This window comes from Pantoea sp. AG702 (assembly GCF_003182295.1).
GTDB classification, from domain to species: Bacteria; Pseudomonadota; Gammaproteobacteria; order Enterobacterales; family Enterobacteriaceae; genus Pantoea; species Pantoea ananatis.
Window position 1 is genome coordinate 175,987 of sequence record NZ_QGTU01000008.1, and the last position, 17,649, is coordinate 193,635.

The window sequence follows — 17,649 nt, forward strand, 5'->3', positions numbered from 1 at the left end:
CTGGATTGCGCTTATTTCAGTAACAGGTTGGCGAGGGTACGGACACCCAGACCGGTTGCACCGGCAGCCCACTGATCGACCGCGCTTTTGCGATAGGTCGCTGAGCAGTCAATATGTAACCAGCCCTGCTGATAGTGGCTGACGAAGTACGACAGGAACGCGGCAGCGCTGCTGGCACCTGCCGAATGCGCCGGACTGGCAATGTTGTTCAGATCGGCAAAGTTCGATGGCAGATGGTTGCGATGGAATTCCGCCAGCGGCAAACGCCAGAAAGGTTCGTTTTCGCTGACTGCGCTGCCCATCACCGACTGCGCCAGGCCATCGTCAAAGGTAAACAGCGCGTGATAATCATTGCCGACCGCCGTCTTCGCGGCACCGGTCAGGGTTGCCGCATCGATCAGAAGCGTCGGGTTCTGCTCGCTGGCATCAATCAGGCCATCAGCCAGTACCAGGCGGCCTTCAGCGTCGGTGTTCATCACCTCTACCGACTTGCCGTTACGGTAGCGAATGATGTCGCCCAGTTTGAAGGCATTGCTGCTGACCATGTTATCCGCGCAGCAGAGGTAAAGTTTAACCCGCTTATTCAGCCCGCGCGCGATCGCCAGCGCCAGCGCACCGGTGACGGTGGCCGCACCGCCCATGTCCGACTTCATTGAGTCCATGCCAGCGCTCGGTTTCAGGCTGTAGCCGCCGGTATCAAAGGTAATGCCTTTGCCCACCAGACAGGCGTAAACAGGCGCCTCGCTGTCTCCGGTTGGGTTGAAATCCAGCGCCAGAAAGACCGGCGGGCGGTTAGAGCCGCGACCCACGGTGTGCAGGCCCATGTAGCCTTGTTCGCGTAAGTCGTCGCCTTTGGTAATGCGATAGCTGACGGCCTCACCACCCAGCTCACTGAGTAAGTCAATGGCGCTGTGCGCCAGCGTTTCCGGGCCCAGATCGTCGGCTGGTAAATTAATGGTGTCGCGCACCCAGCCAACAATTTTGCGGCGGCGATCGAACTCCGCCTGCTCGTGTTCACCCAGTTGCGGCCAGTCCACCTGGTTTTTGCCCTTAGGCCCGCGATAACCCTGCCAGAATGCCCAGCACTGCTCAAGGTGCCAGCCTTCGCCAGCCAGTGACACATGACGAATGCCCTGGCCATCCAGTTTACGGGCGGCTCGTTGAATGGTCATCAAGGCATCCGCTTCACGCAGGTGCAGGGTCATGCCGTTATCATTGCTGCTTAACAGCGCTTTTTCGCCCCAGCGCGCATCGGCGGGCTGGCTGCTGAGCGTAATATTCATCGGTTGTGTATTCATTGTAGGGCTCCGTATTCGTTATTCGTTTCATCCAGCCTGTTTTAAGACGGCTTTTTCATTCAGATGTTACGCTGCACGCCGCAGATGTTGTCGGCGCACAGTTTGTCAGCCTCGGCTGGCAAATGCATCATGACTTCATGAGTTCACGCAGGCGCGTAACGGACTTCTGCACCAGCGCGATGGCATAATCGATCTCGTCTTCCGTGGTAAAACGGCCCAGCGAGAAGCGAAGCGAGCTGTGTGCCAGCTCTTCGTTCAGGCCAAGCGCACGCAGGACATAGGAGGGTTCAAGACTGGCAGAAGTACAGGCCGATCCAGACGACAGCGCAAGATCTTTTAACGCCATGATCAATGACTCACCTTCAACGTCAGTGAAACTTACGTTGAGAATGTTGGGACAGCTGTGCTGCAAATCGCCATTTACGCTGACGCCGCCGGTCTGGCGCAGCCCCTGCCACAGCCGATCCCGAAGGGCAGACAAGCGGGCCATCTCTTCTTCGCGGACTTCACGGGCAATGCGATAGGCTTCACCCATCCCCACGATCTGGTGCACAGGTAAGGTGCCCGAGCGCATATTGCGTTCATGGCCGCCACCATGGATTTGTGCATCGATCTGAACGCGCGGCTTACGGCGCACATACAGCGCGCCGATCCCTTTGGGGCCATACACTTTATGGGCGGAAAAGGACATCAGATCGACAGGGAGTTCACTCAGATCGACAGAGAGCTTACCTACGCTCTGTGTGGCATCAACATGGAACAGGATGCCACGTTCGCGACAGAGCGCGCCCATCGCGGCGATATCCTGAATCACGCCAATTTCATTGTTCACGTGCATGATCGACACCAGAACGGTGTCATCGCGCAGTGCAGCACGCAAATCCTCAATCGCGATCAGACCATTCGCGGCGGGCGTCAGCCAGGTGATCTCGAAGCCTTCACGTTCAAGTTGCAGGCAGGTATCAATCACCGCTTTATGTTCGGTTACGCTGGTAACGATGTGCTTGCCGCGCGCCTGATTAAAGTGGGCTACGCCTTTAATGGCGAGGTTGTCGGATTCGGTGGCACCGGAGGTAAACACGATTTCACGCGGGTCAGCATTCACCAGCTCTGCCACCTGATTACGCGCAACGTCTACCGCTTCTTCGGCCTGCCAGCCAAAACGGTGTGAACGGGAGGCCGGGTTACCAAACGTGCCATCCAGCGTCAGGAATTGCATCATTTTGCTGGCCACACGCGGATCGGCCGGCGTGGTAGCGGCGTAATCCAGGTAAATCGGTAATTTCATTGCGCTACAGCTCCGTATAGAAAATCATACGTATTTATAGCAGATTCAGCCCCTACCGCGTTAGCAGTAAGGGCCGGAGAAGAGGAGGATTACGAGGCGCGAAGGTTCACGTTGATTTCCTGAGAACGGGAGTTCTGGAAACGGCGGTTGTCATTGGCGTTCTGACGGTCGGCCACGTCCAGGATTTCCTGATTATTCACCAGCTCAGCCAGCGTAATGTTGTTCAGGAACTCACTAATGCGCACACTCAGATCGCGCCACAGGACGTGAGTCAGGCAGCGTTCGCCGCCCTGGCAGCCCTCTTTGCCCTGACACTTGGTGGCGTCCACGGACTCATCTACCGCCGTGATCACTTCTCCCACCGCAATCGCATTGGCTTCTTTACCTAGCAGATAACCGCCGCCCGGCCCGCGGACGCTTGCTACCAGGCCATGCTTGCGTAAACGCGAGAATAACTGCTCCAGATAGGAGAGCGAAATGCCCTGGCGTTCAGAGATATCTGCCAGTGGAACCGGGCCCTGGTGAGAGTGAAGGGCAACGTCCAGCATGGCGGTAACAGCATAACGTCCTTTGGATGTCAGTCTCATAGCATACAACCTCAATAGCGTCCGGTTATCGGAGGATTAGCGAAGATGGCAGCAAGTCTGACATTCCTGAGTAATTTGGTCAACTATTTAACCAAGTAAATTACTCAAGTATTTAACCTGGTAATTTACTCAACTATTATTCGCCGTCCGTTCTGGTTCCTTTTCGCTTCTCGAAAGACGAGAGCATACCGCGCAAAATATTGAGCTCATCGCGTTCAGGACGGGCGCGCGTATACAGACGACGCAGTTTGCTCATGACCTGGCCCGGGTTGGCTTCACGGATAAACCCGCTTTCCAGCATCATGTTTTCCATGTGCTGATAGAAGCGTTCCAGATCATCCACCAGCGGATAAGGGGAAGCGTCGTACTGCGGTTTTGGGGTTTGGTTCTCTTGCGCCTGAAGCCAGGCCATACGCACTTCATAAGCAATGATCTGCACGGCCATCGCGAGATTCAGCGAGCTGTATTCCGGATTCGCCTGAATGGCCACGTGGTAGTGACACTTTTGCAATTCGTCGTTTGTCAGTCCGACGCGTTCACGGCCAAACACCAGCGCGACAGGCGCCTGCTGCCCTTCTTCAATACTTTTCACGCCGCATTCCCGGGCGTCCAGCATCGGCCACGGCAGAGATCGCGAGCGGGCGCTGGTGCCGACCACCAGGCTGCACCCGGCAATGGCTTCATCCAGGGAGTCTACAATCTTTGCCTCACCGATAACATCACTGGCACCCGCTGCCAGAGAGATAGCCTGAGAGTCTGGCTTCACCAGCGGATTCACCAGATAGAGGTTAGTTAACCCCATGGTTTTCATGGCGCGCGCTACGGAGCCCATGTTGCCGGTATGAGAAGTTTCCACCAGCACGATACGAATATTTTGCAGCATAAGAGTTGGGATCGGTCAGAAAATGATGACGCGTACTCTAACATAAAGCAGGACATTTACCGAACACCCTGCTATACTCCGCGCCGTTTTCCCCGTTCTTTAACATCCAGCGAGAGATACCGATGCATCCAATGCTCAACATTGCCGTGCGCGCAGCGCGCAAGGCCGGAAATTTAATTGCCAAGAATTATGAAACCCCGGACGCTGTCGAGGCCAGCCAGAAAGGCAGCAACGACTTCGTAACGAATGTTGACCGCGACGCAGAACGCCTGATTATCGAAGTCATTCGTAAATCTTACCCAAAACATACCATCATCACTGAAGAAAGCGGTGAGCTTGAGGGCGAAGATCAGGATATTCAATGGGTAATCGATCCGCTGGATGGTACCACCAACTTTATTAAACGCCTGCCCCACTTCTCTGTTTCTATTGCCGTTCGTATTAAAGGCCGTACAGAAGTGGCTGTCGTTTACGATCCTATGCGTAATGAACTGTTCAGCGCCGTACGCGGACAGGGCACGCAGCTGAATGGTTACCGCCTGCGCGGCAGTATCGCTCGCGATCTGGATGGCACCATTCTTGCCACCGGTTTCCCCTTCAAGCTCAAACAGCACGCCCCAGCTTATATGAACATCATGACCAAGCTGTTTACGCAGTGTGCCGATTTCCGTCGCACCGGCTCCGCTGCGCTGGATCTGGCGTACGTCGCCGCAGGCCGCGTTGATGGCTACTTTGAAATTGGTTTGAAACCGTGGGATTTCGCGGCGGGTGAACTGCTGGTGCGCGAAGCGGGCGGACTGGTCACTGACTTCACCGGCAACCACGGCTACCTGCATTCAGGCAACATCGTTGCCGGTAACCCTCGCGTGGTGAAATCGCTGTTATCGGCGATGCGCGAAGAGCTGAGCGAAGCGCTGAAGCGCTAAAAGAAAAGGCGGCACGATAACGTGCCGCCTTTCTTATTGCCTTGGGATTAACGACGTTCGTGCGTTAACACCTGACGTGGCTGAGTACGACGTCCTACCATTCCCATCACGCCTGCCAGTACCGCTTCAATAATCAGGATAAAGAAAGCATACCAGCTGGCTTTCGCGGTTGCTTTCGCCGCCTGCTCGCCGGCTTCACGCGCTTTCTGCTCTGCCTGTTTTTTCAGTTCCTGATATTTCTGCATAGCCTGTTGATAGCTTTGTTCTGCCTGATTGACGATCTGTTCAGCTTCCTGATCGCTTTTTCCGGTCCGCGCTTTAATAATATTTTTTAAAGCATCACGATCGGCGGCCTGTAAAGTATCTGAATGACGAGCAATAACGCCTTTAAACCAGTTTGCTAAATCTGTGTCTGCCGTTTGTGGATGATTAGACGTGTTATTTGCCTGATTTTCGGCATTCTGCGCTTCATTATTCGCATCCTGCTTCAGATTTTCCGGTTGTAATTCAGGCTTACCCGTTTGACGCAGCGTCGTTTCCAGTTCTTGCTGCATATTGTCTAAATTAATATTATTTTGCTGCAGTTTTTCTTTAGCCATTTGGGTAACCGATGGCGCAGCGGCTGAAATACCACTTCCTACTGCCTGGAAACCCGTACCAAGAATATTCATGGCGCCGCCTAATACGCTACTGGCAAGGCTCACGGCCAGGTAAATAGTTAAGACGGTACTAATACCAAACATCAGCAAGCCGTGCAGTGCGCCTTCACGCTGCGCCAGGCGACCGGCGACGTAGCTACCGGCGGCAATAGCGATCAGCATTTCAATGGCCGTCCAGACCAGGGCACCCGTTCCCAGATGTTTAAATGGATTATCTTCCTGCAAAGGGTCAATGGTGGTAGCACCAATTGCCGTACCCAGCAAGGTTAATAATATGTGAATAATCAAAGCACAAATTACACCGGCAAAAACGGCACTCCAGGAAATGCGTTTAAGGGGTAAGCCTGCCGCTCCGGTGACGAGCGGATCGTTGTAGCCATTATTAATACGGGTATCAGCCATGAGATATTTCCCTCGCAACACATAGCAGGTGAGTGTCGTTTTTTTCATTCCCAGATAGGGGTTCGCAATAACTATAAACAGCGTAGTCAGTGAAAACTATTTTCACCACTCAACGTGCAAGAGAAAATAAAAATAGTTGCGATGCGAAAATGTGAGGATCCCGGCAGCGGGGAATATCTTCCGCCGCCGCAGAAATTAAAAGGGTCGGATACCGCCGGTAAAACCAGGCTGAGCAGACTGCCAGAGCGCACAGCCCACAACAATCAACGTCAGGCTGCCCACTAACGCCAGCACAGGCAACAGGCTGCGCGCACCTTTACCCACCTGGCTGTCCGCGCCAAGACGCTGCGCCAGCGCGCGGGAACGCTGCACCAGTAAGCCAATGGCAGAAATGGTCAGGGCGGTCCCCACCGCCATAACGGCGGCAGAAAGGACGCCCCACAGATACACGCCAATCACTTTAGAAAACAGCAGCATCATGATCGCGCCTGAACAGGGACGCAGCCCCATGGAGATCACCACCAACAGCTGCGTTTTGCCATTAACGGCGCCCGCCATTTGCTGTGCGCTGGGCAAATGCGCATGGCCACAGCCACAGTGTTCATCATGCTGATGATGAGGGCGCAGCGCATGAATCCTCATTGTCGGCTGAGGACGCAACAGCAGCAAAAGCGCTTTTATCGCCCGGTAGCCTATCCAGATACCTAAGGCAATAACCAACACATAACTGCTCTTCTCCAGCCAGAAACTGCTGAGGTGCAGCTGCCGCGATGAGGTTTTCAGCACCACCAGCATCAGCGTGACCAGGATGATAGCCACTGAGCCCTGTAGCAACGAGGCCAGTAGCGTGAGTTTCATGCTGGTTTTTAGTTTTGCCGGATGCGTTGCCAGAAAAGTCGTGATCACGACTTTACCGTGACCCGGCCCTAAGGCATGCAGGACACCATAGATCAGGCTGAATGCCAGTAACGACAGTCCGGCATGATGAGGCTGCTCGGCAACCTGCTGCAGGAGCTGAGTCATCTGGCGATGCAGCACTTTTTGCCAGAGCACGCTTTGCAGAAGTATCTGGGGCCAGTGCAGCCAGATGGCCGCGCCCAGAGTAACCAACCCTGCCGTAAACAGTGCCAGCGGCCACAGCCGTTTTTTGGCTTGGGTCGTGAGCGTCAGTGACATGTCAGTATCACCGTTTGTGCAAACTGCCTTCCCAGATCCATATCCTCAGGCGGCGCATCTGCCTTGTCGAGCGAGAGCGCATACTGTTTCAAAGAGTCATCCGGTTTGGGCGTATGTAAGGTGAATGCACAGCGTGACTGTAAAGCTTGCGGTACAGTTAACGCCTCAGGTTTGTCGTAGAACATATCCACGAAGTAGGTCGGATCGAAGGTTAAAATCTCAAAGCGTTCATTTTTGAGTAAAGGCGGCTCGGCCAGTGGCAGAACAAATTCCAGTACCGCCTTATTGCCGCTGCGCGACAGATTGTATTCCGTTGGTAAATTCAAGAACTTCACCCGCTGCTTGTTATGCCAGATTTCGGAAAAGTAATGTTGCCCGAGCACGTTCGCCATCACACCCGCCGCCAGTTTCTTCCATACCACCGTTCCCGGTTTGGCATCGCTCGCGTCATACAGCAGGTCGGCGGAGGTAATCTCATCCATGGTCCACGTCATTTTCAGGCCGGTAAAACGATCGTCCTTCGTGACCAGCTCGGTTTTCATATCAATAAAGCTGTGTGGATGTGCCAGCGCTGACGAACTGACCAGGGTAAATAGTGCAAAAAACATGCGTCTCATAATGTTATAAAGTAACGTTCCTGATGAAAAGGTTTCTTAAGTAACAAAATTTTGTGACCCGCCTTAAACCTCTGAACAAAAAAACGGGTAAACCGTTCAAGGGTTCAGGAGGTTGACTATTCTTAGCTAAAAATAGCCTGCTGGAATAATGATTGATGAGTTCTGCTACATCTTCAGCACCACTCTTCACCGGTTCACAGCGTCGCTGTCATCTGTTGTTACTGCTGTTTCTGCCCGCTCCCGCACTGACGCTTAAAAGATTAAGCCTGCTAAACGGAGTGGACATCGCCACCGCGAGACAGGACCTCGCGGAAGTGGGTGATGAGATACAGCGCTATCATCGACTGGAACTTCATCAGATGGTGGATGGCAGCCTGCGCATTCATGGTACAGAGCTGGATCGACGCATTTGTTTAATCCATAATTTGCGACGCAGCCTGCGACTGTCGCAGGCCTTTGTCTGCGAGCATTTTGCCGCGCCCTTACGCCTGCGTCTGAAGCAGATGAAAATTGAAAAAGCGCTGTACGATGAAACCAATTTACAGGCGCTGATCCAGCACTGCAGCCTGTGCCTTAATCGCCCGTTCAGCACGCGCGATCAACTCTTTTTACAAATATTTATGAAATACGGCCTGTGCCAGCGCCAGCCTGCGATCTTTACGGCGCAGCAACAGGCATGGCTGTCAGCGAAAGCAGAACGTCAGGCCGCAAAAGATGTTATTCATCACTGGCAAAAGCGCTGTCATCTGACGCCGGACGCCAGCGAAACGGATTTCTGGACGCTGTTATTTAGCCTGATCCATTTTCCGGACGCCAGCCTTGTCGACCATCCCAGCGAGCAGCGACTGATGCGCGCCACACAGCGGCTCATTGATGATTTTGAGCACGTCGCCGGCACCACTTTTCATGACCGCACCGAACTCCAGCAGCAGTTATATACCCACCTGGCACAGGCGCTGGATCGCACCTACTTTACAATGGCTATTGATGACAGTGTGGCACAAGACGTAACCAGGCTTTATCCGCGCCTGCTGCGCACCACACAGCAGGCACTGGACGCTTTCGAGCAGACATTTCAGGTTCAGTTCGCGCCGGAAGAGGTCAGCCTGGTGACGGTGATTTTCGGTGCGTGGCTGATGCAAAGCAGCGCATTGCAGGAAAAACAGGTGCTGCTGCTTACCGGTGACGATCCCGAACTGGAACAGGATGTCGAGCAGCAAATCCGCGAGATCACCTTGCTGCCTGTTAACATCACCTATCAGCGCGTTGAAGATTTCCAGCGCGACGGCGCACCGCGCGAAGTCGATGTCATTATTTCGCCTTATGTCACCTCGCTGCCCCTTTTCTCTCCCCCACTTATCCACGCCGAACTGCCGCTGACTGAATACCATCAGCAACGCATTCGCTATTTGCTGGAATCCTGACGCGGCCGCAGGAACAGTGCGGGCAGTGCCACCAGCGCCATCACCCAGAAGAGATGACCGTGCAGGTGAGTAAAGAGTACGCCGCAAATCATGGTCATGACGGCAATTCCGCCGCCCATTGCCAGCGCCGAATAGAGCGACTGCAAACGGATCACATCCGCCCCCTGCCGTGAAGCGATAAAGCGCATTGCGGCCAGATGACATACCGTAAAGCTACCGCAGTGGAGTAGTTGCCCCACAATTAGCAGCGGCAACGCGGTGCTGGCGCCGAGCAGTCCCCAGCGAACCAGCGCACAGATGCCTGACAGCAACAGCAGATCCCGTGCGCGCCAGCGGTGAAACAGTCGATGGCTTAAGGCAAACACCACGATTTCCGCTACCACGCCCAGCGACCAAAGATAACCCACTACCGATGCAGAATAACCGCTCTCCTGCCACCAGATGGCGCTGAAGCCATAATAAGCCGCATGTGCGCCCTGTAATAACGTCACGCACACCATAAAGCGCCAGACCGCGTTTTCCTTTATCAGATCGCGCCAGGCCTGCCAGCCTCCACCCACTCTGCCCTGCCTTTCGCTGCCCTGGGGATGGGTACGCGGGGTAAGCAGCATTCCTGCCAGCATACTGACCAACCCAACCGACAGCAGCATTAAGATCGCCTGCGAAGAGAAGGCGCTCACCAGCATACCGGTCAGGGCTGAGCTGATCACAAACGCCAGCGAACCCCACAAGCGAACGGGCCCGTAGGCAAGGCCAATTTGCTGCGTCCAGGTGGCGGCCAGTGCATCGCTTAAAGGAACCAGCGGCGAGAAAAACAGGTTAAAACCGGTCATGACTAACAGCAGCCACATCCACTGCTGCCCAACCCAATAGCCCGCCGCAATAAAGCAGGTCAGTAGGGCCAGCAGGCGTAATGCCGTAATCAGTTGTCCGGGATTTTTAACCTGAGAGGCGATGAATAAACTTCCCACAAAGCGCGCCACCATGCCGCACCCCAATAGCAGACCAATTTGTTCAGCATTCAGGCCCACACCTTTGAGCCAGACGCCCCAGAAAGGAAGATAAATGCCGTAGCAGAAAAAGTAGGTGAAGTAGCTTAGTCCAAGCCACTTGGCGGAGCCGATTGCCATGTTCCCTCCAGCAATGATGCTTCCAGGCAATGATATGTGGTCGTTACTTTGTCAGAGCCGGGTTATGCAGGCAATAAAAAAGGATGGCCATGGCCATCCTCTTGTCAGACTGTGTTTTCAACAGAAAGGATTACGCGTAAACCGGCAGGCGCGCACAGATATCCAGTACTTTCTGCTTGGTACGCTCAATGGTGGCTTCATCGTTGATGTTGTCTAACACATCCGCGATCCAACCGGCCAGTTCGCGTACGTCTGCTTCTTTAAAGCCACGGCGCGTAACGGCAGGCGTACCAATTCGAACACCAGAGGTGACAAACGGGCTTTTCGGATCGTTTGGCACGCTGTTTTTGTTTACGGTGATATTCGCGCGGCCCAGTGCGGCATCGGCTTCTTTACCGGTCATGTTTTTGCTGACGAGATCGATCAGGAACAGGTGGTTATAGGTGCCGCCTGATACGATGTTATAGCCACGCGCGATCAGCACTTCTACCATTGCCTCAGCGTTTTTGGCGACCTGCTGCTGGTAGGCTTTAAACTCAGGCTCCATGGCTTCTTTGAAGGCCACGGCTTTACCGGCGATCACGTGCATCAGCGGGCCGCCCTGTCCACCAGGGAAGACGGCTGAGTTAAGCTTTTTGTACAGCTCTTCATCGCCGCCCTGCGCCAGGATGATACCGCCGCGCGGACCAGCCAGGGTTTTATGCGTCGTAGAGGTCACGATATGTGCATGTGGAACCGGGTTAGGGTAAACATCCGCAGCAATCAGACCGGCAACGTGCGCCATATCCACAAACAGCCATGCGCCAACGCTGTCAGCGATTTCACGCATTTTAGCCCAGTCGCAAATCCCGGAATACGCCGAGAAACCGCCGATGATCATTTTAGGCTTATGAGTCTGTGCCAGCTCGGCCAGTTCGGTATAGTCAATTTTACCGGTTTCGTCGATGCCGTAAGGCACAACGTTGTACAGTTTGCCCGACAGGTTAACCGGTGAACCGTGTGTCAGGTGACCGCCGTGTGCCAGGTTCATGCCCAGAATGGTATCGCCGGGCTGCAGCAGCGCGGTGAAAACGGCAAAGTTAGCCTGAGAACCAGAATGAGGCTGCACGTTCGCATAGTCAGCGCCAAACAGGGCTTTAGCACGGTCGATAGCCAGTTGTTCAACAATGTCTACGTATTCGCAGCCACCGTAGTAGCGCTTGCCCGGATAGCCTTCGGCATATTTGTTAGTGAGCTGAGAACCTTGCGCCTGCATAACACGCGGGCTGGTGTAGTTTTCAGAAGCAATCAGTTCAATGTGCTCTTCCTGACGCACTTTCTCTTGCTCCATCGCCTGCCACAACTCGGCATCATAATCGGCAATGTTCATTTCACGCTTTAACATCCGCATCTCCTGACTGGCTATCTTTAAATCGGCAATTTACGCCCCCTGAGGGCGAAGGCAGACAGTGTAAACCGTTTTATCGGGGTAAGGTAGGGTGAATTCCCTCTTTTTACGCAAACGTTTGGCTACCGAGACGCCATGCCTTTTTATCCCTTTTTTGCAACGATTGCCCGCCAATATCATTTTTTCACTCTGTAAAAGATTTTTTGCGCTTTTGTCGCGAAAACCGGCCAGTTGCTGCCAGTAAAACCCAGCATGAGATTTACAGCATGAAAGAAACGATCATAAGATGTATTTAAAATGCAACTTTAAATGAGGTGTTGCCATGCTTGATGCTCAGACTATTGCTACCGTGAAATCATCCCTTCCCGCCCTTGCCGCCTGCGGCCCCGATCTGACTGCTCATTTCTATGACCGCATGCTTGCTCAGCATCCTGAACTAAAAAATGTCTTTAACATGAATAATCAACGTAACGGCGGGCAGCGTGAAGCCCTGTTCAATGCGATATGTGCCTACGGCGCAAACCTCGAAAACCTGACGGCGATACTGCCGGCCGTTGAAAAAATTGCGCAAAAACATACCAGCCTGAATATTCAGCCCGCGCAGTATGCAATTGTGGGTGAGCATTTACTTGCTACCATCAAAACCCTGTTGAATCCCGGTGATGACGTGCTGGCAGCATGGGGACGTGCTTACGGTGTACTGGCGGATGTGTTTATCCAGCGCGAAGAAGCGATTTATCAGGCATCGGAGCAGCAAAAAGGCGGATGGCGCGGGACGCGGCCGTTTCGCATCAGCGCGATTGAGCAGCAGAGTGCCGTGATTAAAAGCTTTACTTTTACGCCTGTGGACGGGGGTCCGGTTGCCCCCTTTAAACCCGGTCAGTATCTGACGCTTCACTTGCAGCCCGCAGGTTGTGAATATCATCAAATTCGTCAGTACTCACTAACCACAGGGAGCAACGAGAAAATGTACCGTATTGCGGTGAAACAGGCGCCGCAGGGAATCCTGTCCGGCTGGCTACATCAGCATGCAGAAGTGGGCAGTGAAGTGCAGTTGGCCGCTCCGCACGGCGATTTTTTCCTGCAGGTGAGCCCGACAACGCCGGTCACGCTCATTTCCGCCGGCGTTGGACAAACCCCAATGCTGGCAATGCTCCACGCGCTGGCTGCACAGCGGCATCTGGCGCCCGTCAACTGGCTTCACGCCGCCGAAAATGGCAAACAGCATGCCTTCGCAGACGAAGTGACCACCACCGGTGCCCTGCTTCCTGATTTTGCACAGCACATCTGGTATCGCAAGCCGGACGAACCCGATGCAGGCCGCTACGATGCGCAAGGTATGATGGATTTGGCGACCCTGTCAGCGCGGCTGCGGGATGTGAATACCCACTTTTATCTCTGCGGGCCACTTGGCTTTATGCAATTTATCGTTAAGCAGTTGCATGCGGTCGGCATTACGGCGGACAGAATTCACTATGAGCTGTTCGGTCCACATAAAGAGATATGATCGGCGACTGCGAACGGCGCCCTTGAAGCAGTGGTGCCAGCCGTTCGGTGTGCAGTGCTGCGTTAACGCGGGCGGGGTAACACTTTGTGGTGAAACAGACAGCTTTTCGCCCCTCCCTTATATCAGGACGGGGCGAGATCTCGACGAATGAAACTTTTCCAACATCGCCGGGATTTCAGCTAAAGATTTTGCATCTAAAGTGAATTAAATCGCTTCTTCGTCTTCTTCGCCAGTACGGATGCGCACTACGCGGGCAACATCGAAAACAAAGATTTTACCGTCGCCGATTTTTCCGGTTTGTGCGGTGCGCATGATGGTTTCGACGCAGGTATCAACGATATCATCTCCGACAACCATTTCGATTTTCACTTTGGGCAGGAAGTCCACCATGTACTCTGCGCCACGGTAGAGTTCCGTATGGCCTTTCTGGCGACCAAATCCTTTTACTTCGCTCACGGTCATGCCGGTAATGCCGACTTCAGCAAGTGCCTCACGCACGTCATCGAGCTTGAAGGGTTTAATAATTGCATCGATCTTTTTCATGTCAGATCCTTTCCTCGAGCCCTCCATGGTTAGAGGGTTATTAAAGTATAAATGTCGCTGGCAGCGCCGCAGACTATGGGGGCAAAAAATTACTCTTTAAAGTCGCTGGCGTCCAGTTCATGCCGTGACAGCAGCTTATAGAATTCGGTACGGTTACGTCCAGCCAGACGCGCGGCGTTGGTGACGTTCCCTTTGGTCATCTGTAACAGCTTACGCAGATAGTTAAGTTCGAACTGATTCCGTGCTTCAACAAAGGTCGGTAGCGCGCTGTTTTCGCCACTCAGCGCCTGCTCTACCAGCGCATCGCTGATAACGGGCGAGGAGCTGAGCGCGACACACTGCTCAATAACGTTAACCAACTGACGCACGTTACCTGGCCAGCTGGCAGACATCAGCCGCTTCATCGCATCGACGGAGAAGCTGCGGATCTGCGGCTTATGCCGTTCTGCCGTTTGACGCAGCAAATGGTTAGCCAGCAGTGGGATATCTTCGGTACGTTGATGCAGCGCGGGGATTTTCAGGTTCACCACGTTCAGGCGGTAAAAGAGATCTTCGCGAAACGCATTCTTTTCCATCGCTTTAGGCAGATCCCGGTGCGTGGCCGAGATAATCCGGACATCAATATCGATATCATTATTGCTGCCCAGCGGCCGGACTTTACGCTCCTGCAGCACGCGCAGTAACTTCACCTGCAGTGCAGGCGGCATATCGCCAATTTCGTCCAGAAACAGCGTGCCGCCTTCTGCGGCTTTAAACAGGCCGTCACGCGCGCTGACCGCGCCGGTAAAGGCGCCTTTGGCGTGACCAAACAACTCTGATTCCAGAAGCTGCTCAGGTAAGGCACCGCAGTTAATGGCCACAAACGGCTTTTGCGCGCGCGGGCTGGCGGCATGGATAGCCTGTGCCAGGACTTCTTTACCGGTGCCGCTTTGCCCGTTAATCAGCACGCTGACGTCTGACTGGGCAACCATGTGTGCCTGTTCAAGTAAGCGCAGCATCTGCGGGCTACGGGTCACTATGGCTTCACGCCAGCGGTCGTCGCTGACTGGCGCTCGCTGCGCCAGGGCTTCGTCTATCGCCTTATACAGTGCATCGCGATCAACGGGCTTGGTAAGGAAGCTGAACACGCCCTGCTGCGTTGCCGCTACGGCTTCCGGAATTGAACCATGCGCCGTTAAAATGATGACCGGTAAACCCGCGTGACGCTTTTGAATTTCAGCAAATAATGCCAGGCCGTCCATTTCATCCATGCGCAGATCGCTGATGACCAGCTCGATCTTCTCTTTCTGCAACAGCCGAAGCGCATCGGGCCCACTGGCCGCGGTCGTCACCTGATATCCCTCACTGGTCAGGCGCATACCTAACAGTTTGAGCAGGCTGGGATCATCATCCACTAAAAGCAGGTGGGCCGCTTGTTTCACCATTACTGATCTTCCTCTTGTGGCAGTGCCGTTCCGTGACTGCCGTCAGGCATATCAGAGGTTTTGCGCGACGAAAGCTGGCGCTCAATATCGGTTAGCCGCTCCAGTTTGCGCTGGGTATCACTGAGCTGCTGACGCAGTTTTATCTGTTGTTGACGCAGCGAATCTGACTGGGCATCGCTGCTCTGTTGCAAATGGGCGTAGCGTGACCGCATGGCGCTGAGTTCAAGCTGGGCGACCTGATTACTGCGCCAGAGCTGAATTAACGCACGCATATTGGGGGGGAACTGCTCGCTGTAGCCATCAAGCACGTTGATGTAGTCGCGGCGTTCCAGTGGCGTCACATTGCCGTTTGCCATTAATACCCCCTGCTTAAAGGCGCGCGACCAGCTGTCCACCGGCCAGCGGTGGGCCTCCGCTCGTGCTTCAGCGGGAGAAAGTCGTTCGGCACAGTCTATACTGCGCATCCAGTAAAGGGGATTCGTCATGGCGGCGCTATTCTCAATACGCCAGATATCGACGCAGCGCATAGTGAGATAGTCGACCAGCCGTGCTTCGGGCACCACAACGCTGCCCGAAGCGGGCTGGGCTGTTGTGGTGACCGGGGATGAGGCACACCCACTGAGCATCATACTGCTCAGTGCGCTTATCACGAGGGCGGTGAAAAATTTCATGCTTCAGACTTTCCCGGCTGTGGTGTTCAGTTCGATGCGAAAACAAACATCAGCGTCGTCACGGGTAACCAGTTGCAGGCTACCGTGCATGCGGCGCAGACAATCCTTTGCGATGCTTAACCCCAGTCCGCTGCCTTTGACCGGCCCTTTACGCTGATGACTGCCCTGGAAAAAAGGTTCAAAAATCATCTCCTGCTCATTTTCGGGAATGGGCGTACCGCTGTTAGCGACATCGATGATTATCCGATCACCCTGCCGCTGGCTGTGCAGCCAAATGTTACCGGATTCATTGCCATAGTTCACGGCGTTAGAGTAGAGGTTGTCAATCACGCTCATCAATAGCATAGGTTCTGCCAGGCAATCTGTGGCTTTAAGATCGATATTGACATGCATAAGCTTGGTTCGGGCTGAGAGTGCATGCGCATTAACAACGTCATACACGATGTCATTCAGATCCACCGTTTCCAGGGTAATCGGGCCATCAGCCAGTTTGCGGTTGTAATCAAGTAGCTGTTCGATAAGGCGTTGCAGGTGGCGACTGCTGTTATCCAGTATTGAGACGATTTCTTTCTGTTCAGGATTCAGTATGCCCGCAACCTCATCAGCCAGCAGTTCTGTACCTTCACGCAGGCTGGCAAGCGGCGTTTTAAGTTCGTGTGAAAGATGACGTAAAAATTCATGTCGCTGGGTTTCCAGCCAGGCCAGGCGTTCACTTAACCAGATAATACGCTGCCCCAAGGAGCGTAACTCGCGCGGACCGCGAAACACCATGCTGCTGCCCAGTTCGCGTCCTTCGCCAAGTCGGTTAATCATCCGCTCTACGCTTTTTACCGGGCCGATGATCATGCGGGTAAACAGCAGGGTTAACGTCAGGCTGATAATGAACAGGATAAGCGCCTGCCAGCCAAAAAACTGACCACGGTCGGCTATTTCACGTTGCAGTTGCAGACCACGTGCAAACACCACTTCTCGCGTATCCTGCACCAGTTGCACGTTTGTCGCTGAAAATTTTTCCAGCGCCTGTGACGCACCGGTCACAGGATTACCATTATCGCACTGCATGGTTTCCAGCTGCGGCAAAATGGCCTGCAACGTTTTAAACGCCGGTAAATCGGGCAGGCTGTCGGCATGGGAACTGAGCATCTGACCATAGCGGATACGCTGCGTCTGATAGAGCTTTGCCAGAGACGTATCGCCCAGCACACAGTACTGGCGATAACTCCGTTCCAGCTCGATAGCGGTGCGTGCCATCGCCTCGCTGCGCCTGACGTCAGTAAAGGTATTTCGGTTAGTGTCGGCAGCCTGATTACTTAACGCTGAGAGACTTTCCCAGGCCTGCCAGGCCAGCACCAACAGCGGCAGGAGCACCAGCAAAAAGGCCATCAGCACCAACTGGCGCAGGGACCCGGGAAATAAACGCCATTTTTTCACGCGACGGCTTCCTTAAAGATACGCTTACCGGATGCTAGCGGAGTCAGCCCAGAGAAGGAAGAGGTAGAAAAGAAAACGGCAGGCGCGACGGCCTGCCGTTGACGCACCGCCATAGCAGTACGCGAGAATGGGTGGAGCCTAACTCAACGTTGCGTCCGATGCTTGATAACGATGCAGAACATACGATTATCGGTTGGGTGGACGACAGGCTCCGTTTGGTGCGTCATTCGGATTTTATGAGCTCTTCCCGCTGTGGGGTGGCGATCATAAACAGATGAATGAGCAACAGTCATAGT

At 54.0% G+C, this 17,649-nt stretch carries 16 protein-coding genes; 3 read left to right on the forward strand and 13 right to left on the reverse strand.

Features of this window, described 5'->3' with window-relative positions; genetic code table 11:
* Positions 1-11: 11 nt before the first annotated feature.
* The 4 genes from pepB to trmJ form a co-directional block, all read right to left on the reverse strand.
* A complete protein-coding gene (gene pepB, locus DFO57_RS18955; RefSeq protein WP_013026742.1) occupies positions 12-1,298 on the reverse strand; it encodes an aminopeptidase PepB in 1,287 nt (428 codons plus the stop codon).
* Between the two features lie 127 nt (positions 1,299-1,425).
* Entirely contained in the window at positions 1,426-2,586 is a 1,161-nt protein-coding gene (locus tag DFO57_RS18960; protein WP_014605269.1) for an IscS subfamily cysteine desulfurase, read from the reverse strand.
* A gap of 89 nt (positions 2,587-2,675) precedes the next feature.
* Positions 2,676-3,173, reverse strand: a complete 498-nt coding sequence (gene iscR / locus DFO57_RS18965; RefSeq protein WP_014594322.1) for a Fe-S cluster assembly transcriptional regulator IscR — start codon at positions 3,171-3,173, stop codon at positions 2,676-2,678.
* 136 nt (positions 3,174-3,309) lie between these two features.
* Positions 3,310-4,056 (reverse strand): tRNA (cytosine(32)/uridine(32)-2'-O)-methyltransferase TrmJ, encoded by a 747-nt coding sequence (trmJ, locus tag DFO57_RS18970; RefSeq protein ID WP_013026745.1) that lies wholly within the window; start codon positions 4,054-4,056, stop codon positions 3,310-3,312.
* Positions 4,057-4,178: 122 nt separating this feature from the next.
* On the opposite strand from trmJ, the gene suhB reads away from it, so the two are divergent.
* On the forward strand, positions 4,179-4,982 hold the full coding sequence (gene suhB, locus DFO57_RS18975) for an inositol-1-monophosphatase (RefSeq protein ID WP_013026746.1): 804 nt from the start codon (positions 4,179-4,181) through the stop codon (positions 4,980-4,982).
* Between the two features lie 47 nt (positions 4,983-5,029).
* Here suhB and DFO57_RS18980 read toward each other — a convergent pair whose 3' ends face one another.
* The 3 genes from DFO57_RS18980 to DFO57_RS18990 all read right to left on the reverse strand — a co-directional run bounded on the left by DFO57_RS18980 (position 5,030) and on the right by DFO57_RS18990 (position 7,836).
* Positions 5,030-6,043 carry a YrzE family protein gene (locus tag DFO57_RS18980; protein WP_110015595.1) on the reverse strand — a complete coding sequence of 338 codons (1,014 nt, stop codon included), beginning with the start codon at positions 6,041-6,043 and terminating at the stop codon, positions 5,030-5,032.
* A gap of 195 nt (positions 6,044-6,238) precedes the next feature.
* Positions 6,239-7,219, reverse strand: coding sequence for a nickel/cobalt transporter (locus DFO57_RS18985; RefSeq protein ID WP_072404106.1), 981 nt, complete (start codon positions 7,217-7,219; stop codon positions 6,239-6,241).
* Positions 7,210-7,836, reverse strand: coding sequence for a DUF1007 family protein (locus DFO57_RS18990; protein WP_013026749.1), 627 nt, complete (start codon positions 7,834-7,836; stop codon positions 7,210-7,212). Before DFO57_RS18990 ends, DFO57_RS18985 begins: the two co-directional genes overlap by 10 nt.
* Positions 7,837-7,991: 155 nt before the next feature.
* On the opposite strand from DFO57_RS18990, the gene csiE reads away from it, so the two are divergent.
* Positions 7,992-9,260, forward strand: a complete 1,269-nt coding sequence (csiE, locus tag DFO57_RS18995) for a stationary phase inducible protein CsiE (protein ID WP_072404107.1) — start codon at positions 7,992-7,994, stop codon at positions 9,258-9,260.
* On the opposite strand, the gene DFO57_RS19000 is transcribed toward csiE, so the two are convergent.
* A complete protein-coding gene (locus tag DFO57_RS19000) occupies positions 9,242-10,390 on the reverse strand; it encodes a 3-phenylpropionate MFS transporter (RefSeq protein ID WP_014594325.1) in 1,149 nt (382 codons plus the stop codon). The two genes, csiE and DFO57_RS19000, sit on opposite strands and share 19 nt — an antisense overlap.
* Positions 10,391-10,520: 130 nt before the next feature.
* Positions 10,521-11,774 (reverse strand): serine hydroxymethyltransferase, encoded by a 1,254-nt coding sequence (gene glyA, locus DFO57_RS19005; protein ID WP_072404108.1) that lies wholly within the window; start codon positions 11,772-11,774, stop codon positions 10,521-10,523.
* 325 nt (positions 11,775-12,099) lie between these two features.
* Between glyA and hmpA the strand changes: the two genes are divergently transcribed.
* A complete protein-coding gene (gene hmpA / locus DFO57_RS19010; protein ID WP_105082813.1) occupies positions 12,100-13,284 on the forward strand; it encodes an NO-inducible flavohemoprotein in 1,185 nt (394 codons plus the stop codon).
* 204 nt (positions 13,285-13,488) lie between these two features.
* On the opposite strand, the gene glnB is transcribed toward hmpA, so the two are convergent.
* The 4 genes from glnB to DFO57_RS19030 all read right to left on the reverse strand — a co-directional run bounded on the left by glnB (position 13,489) and on the right by DFO57_RS19030 (position 17,353).
* Positions 13,489-13,827, reverse strand: a complete 339-nt coding sequence (gene glnB, locus DFO57_RS19015) for a nitrogen regulatory protein P-II (protein WP_003848647.1) — start codon at positions 13,825-13,827, stop codon at positions 13,489-13,491.
* An 89-nt stretch (positions 13,828-13,916) separates the two neighbouring features.
* Positions 13,917-15,251 (reverse strand): two-component system response regulator GlrR, encoded by a 1,335-nt coding sequence (gene glrR, locus DFO57_RS19020; RefSeq protein ID WP_014594327.1) that lies wholly within the window; start codon positions 15,249-15,251, stop codon positions 13,917-13,919.
* Complete coding sequence (gene qseG / locus DFO57_RS19025) at positions 15,251-15,922, reverse strand: two-component system QseEF-associated lipoprotein QseG (RefSeq protein WP_015699730.1); 672 nt, start codon at positions 15,920-15,922, stop codon at positions 15,251-15,253. The genes glrR and qseG overlap by 1 nt, the downstream gene beginning before the upstream one ends.
* A gap of 3 nt (positions 15,923-15,925) precedes the next feature.
* Positions 15,926-17,353 (reverse strand): HAMP domain-containing sensor histidine kinase, encoded by a 1,428-nt coding sequence (locus tag DFO57_RS19030; RefSeq protein ID WP_014605263.1) that lies wholly within the window; start codon positions 17,351-17,353, stop codon positions 15,926-15,928.
* Positions 17,354-17,649 lie beyond the last annotated feature (296 nt).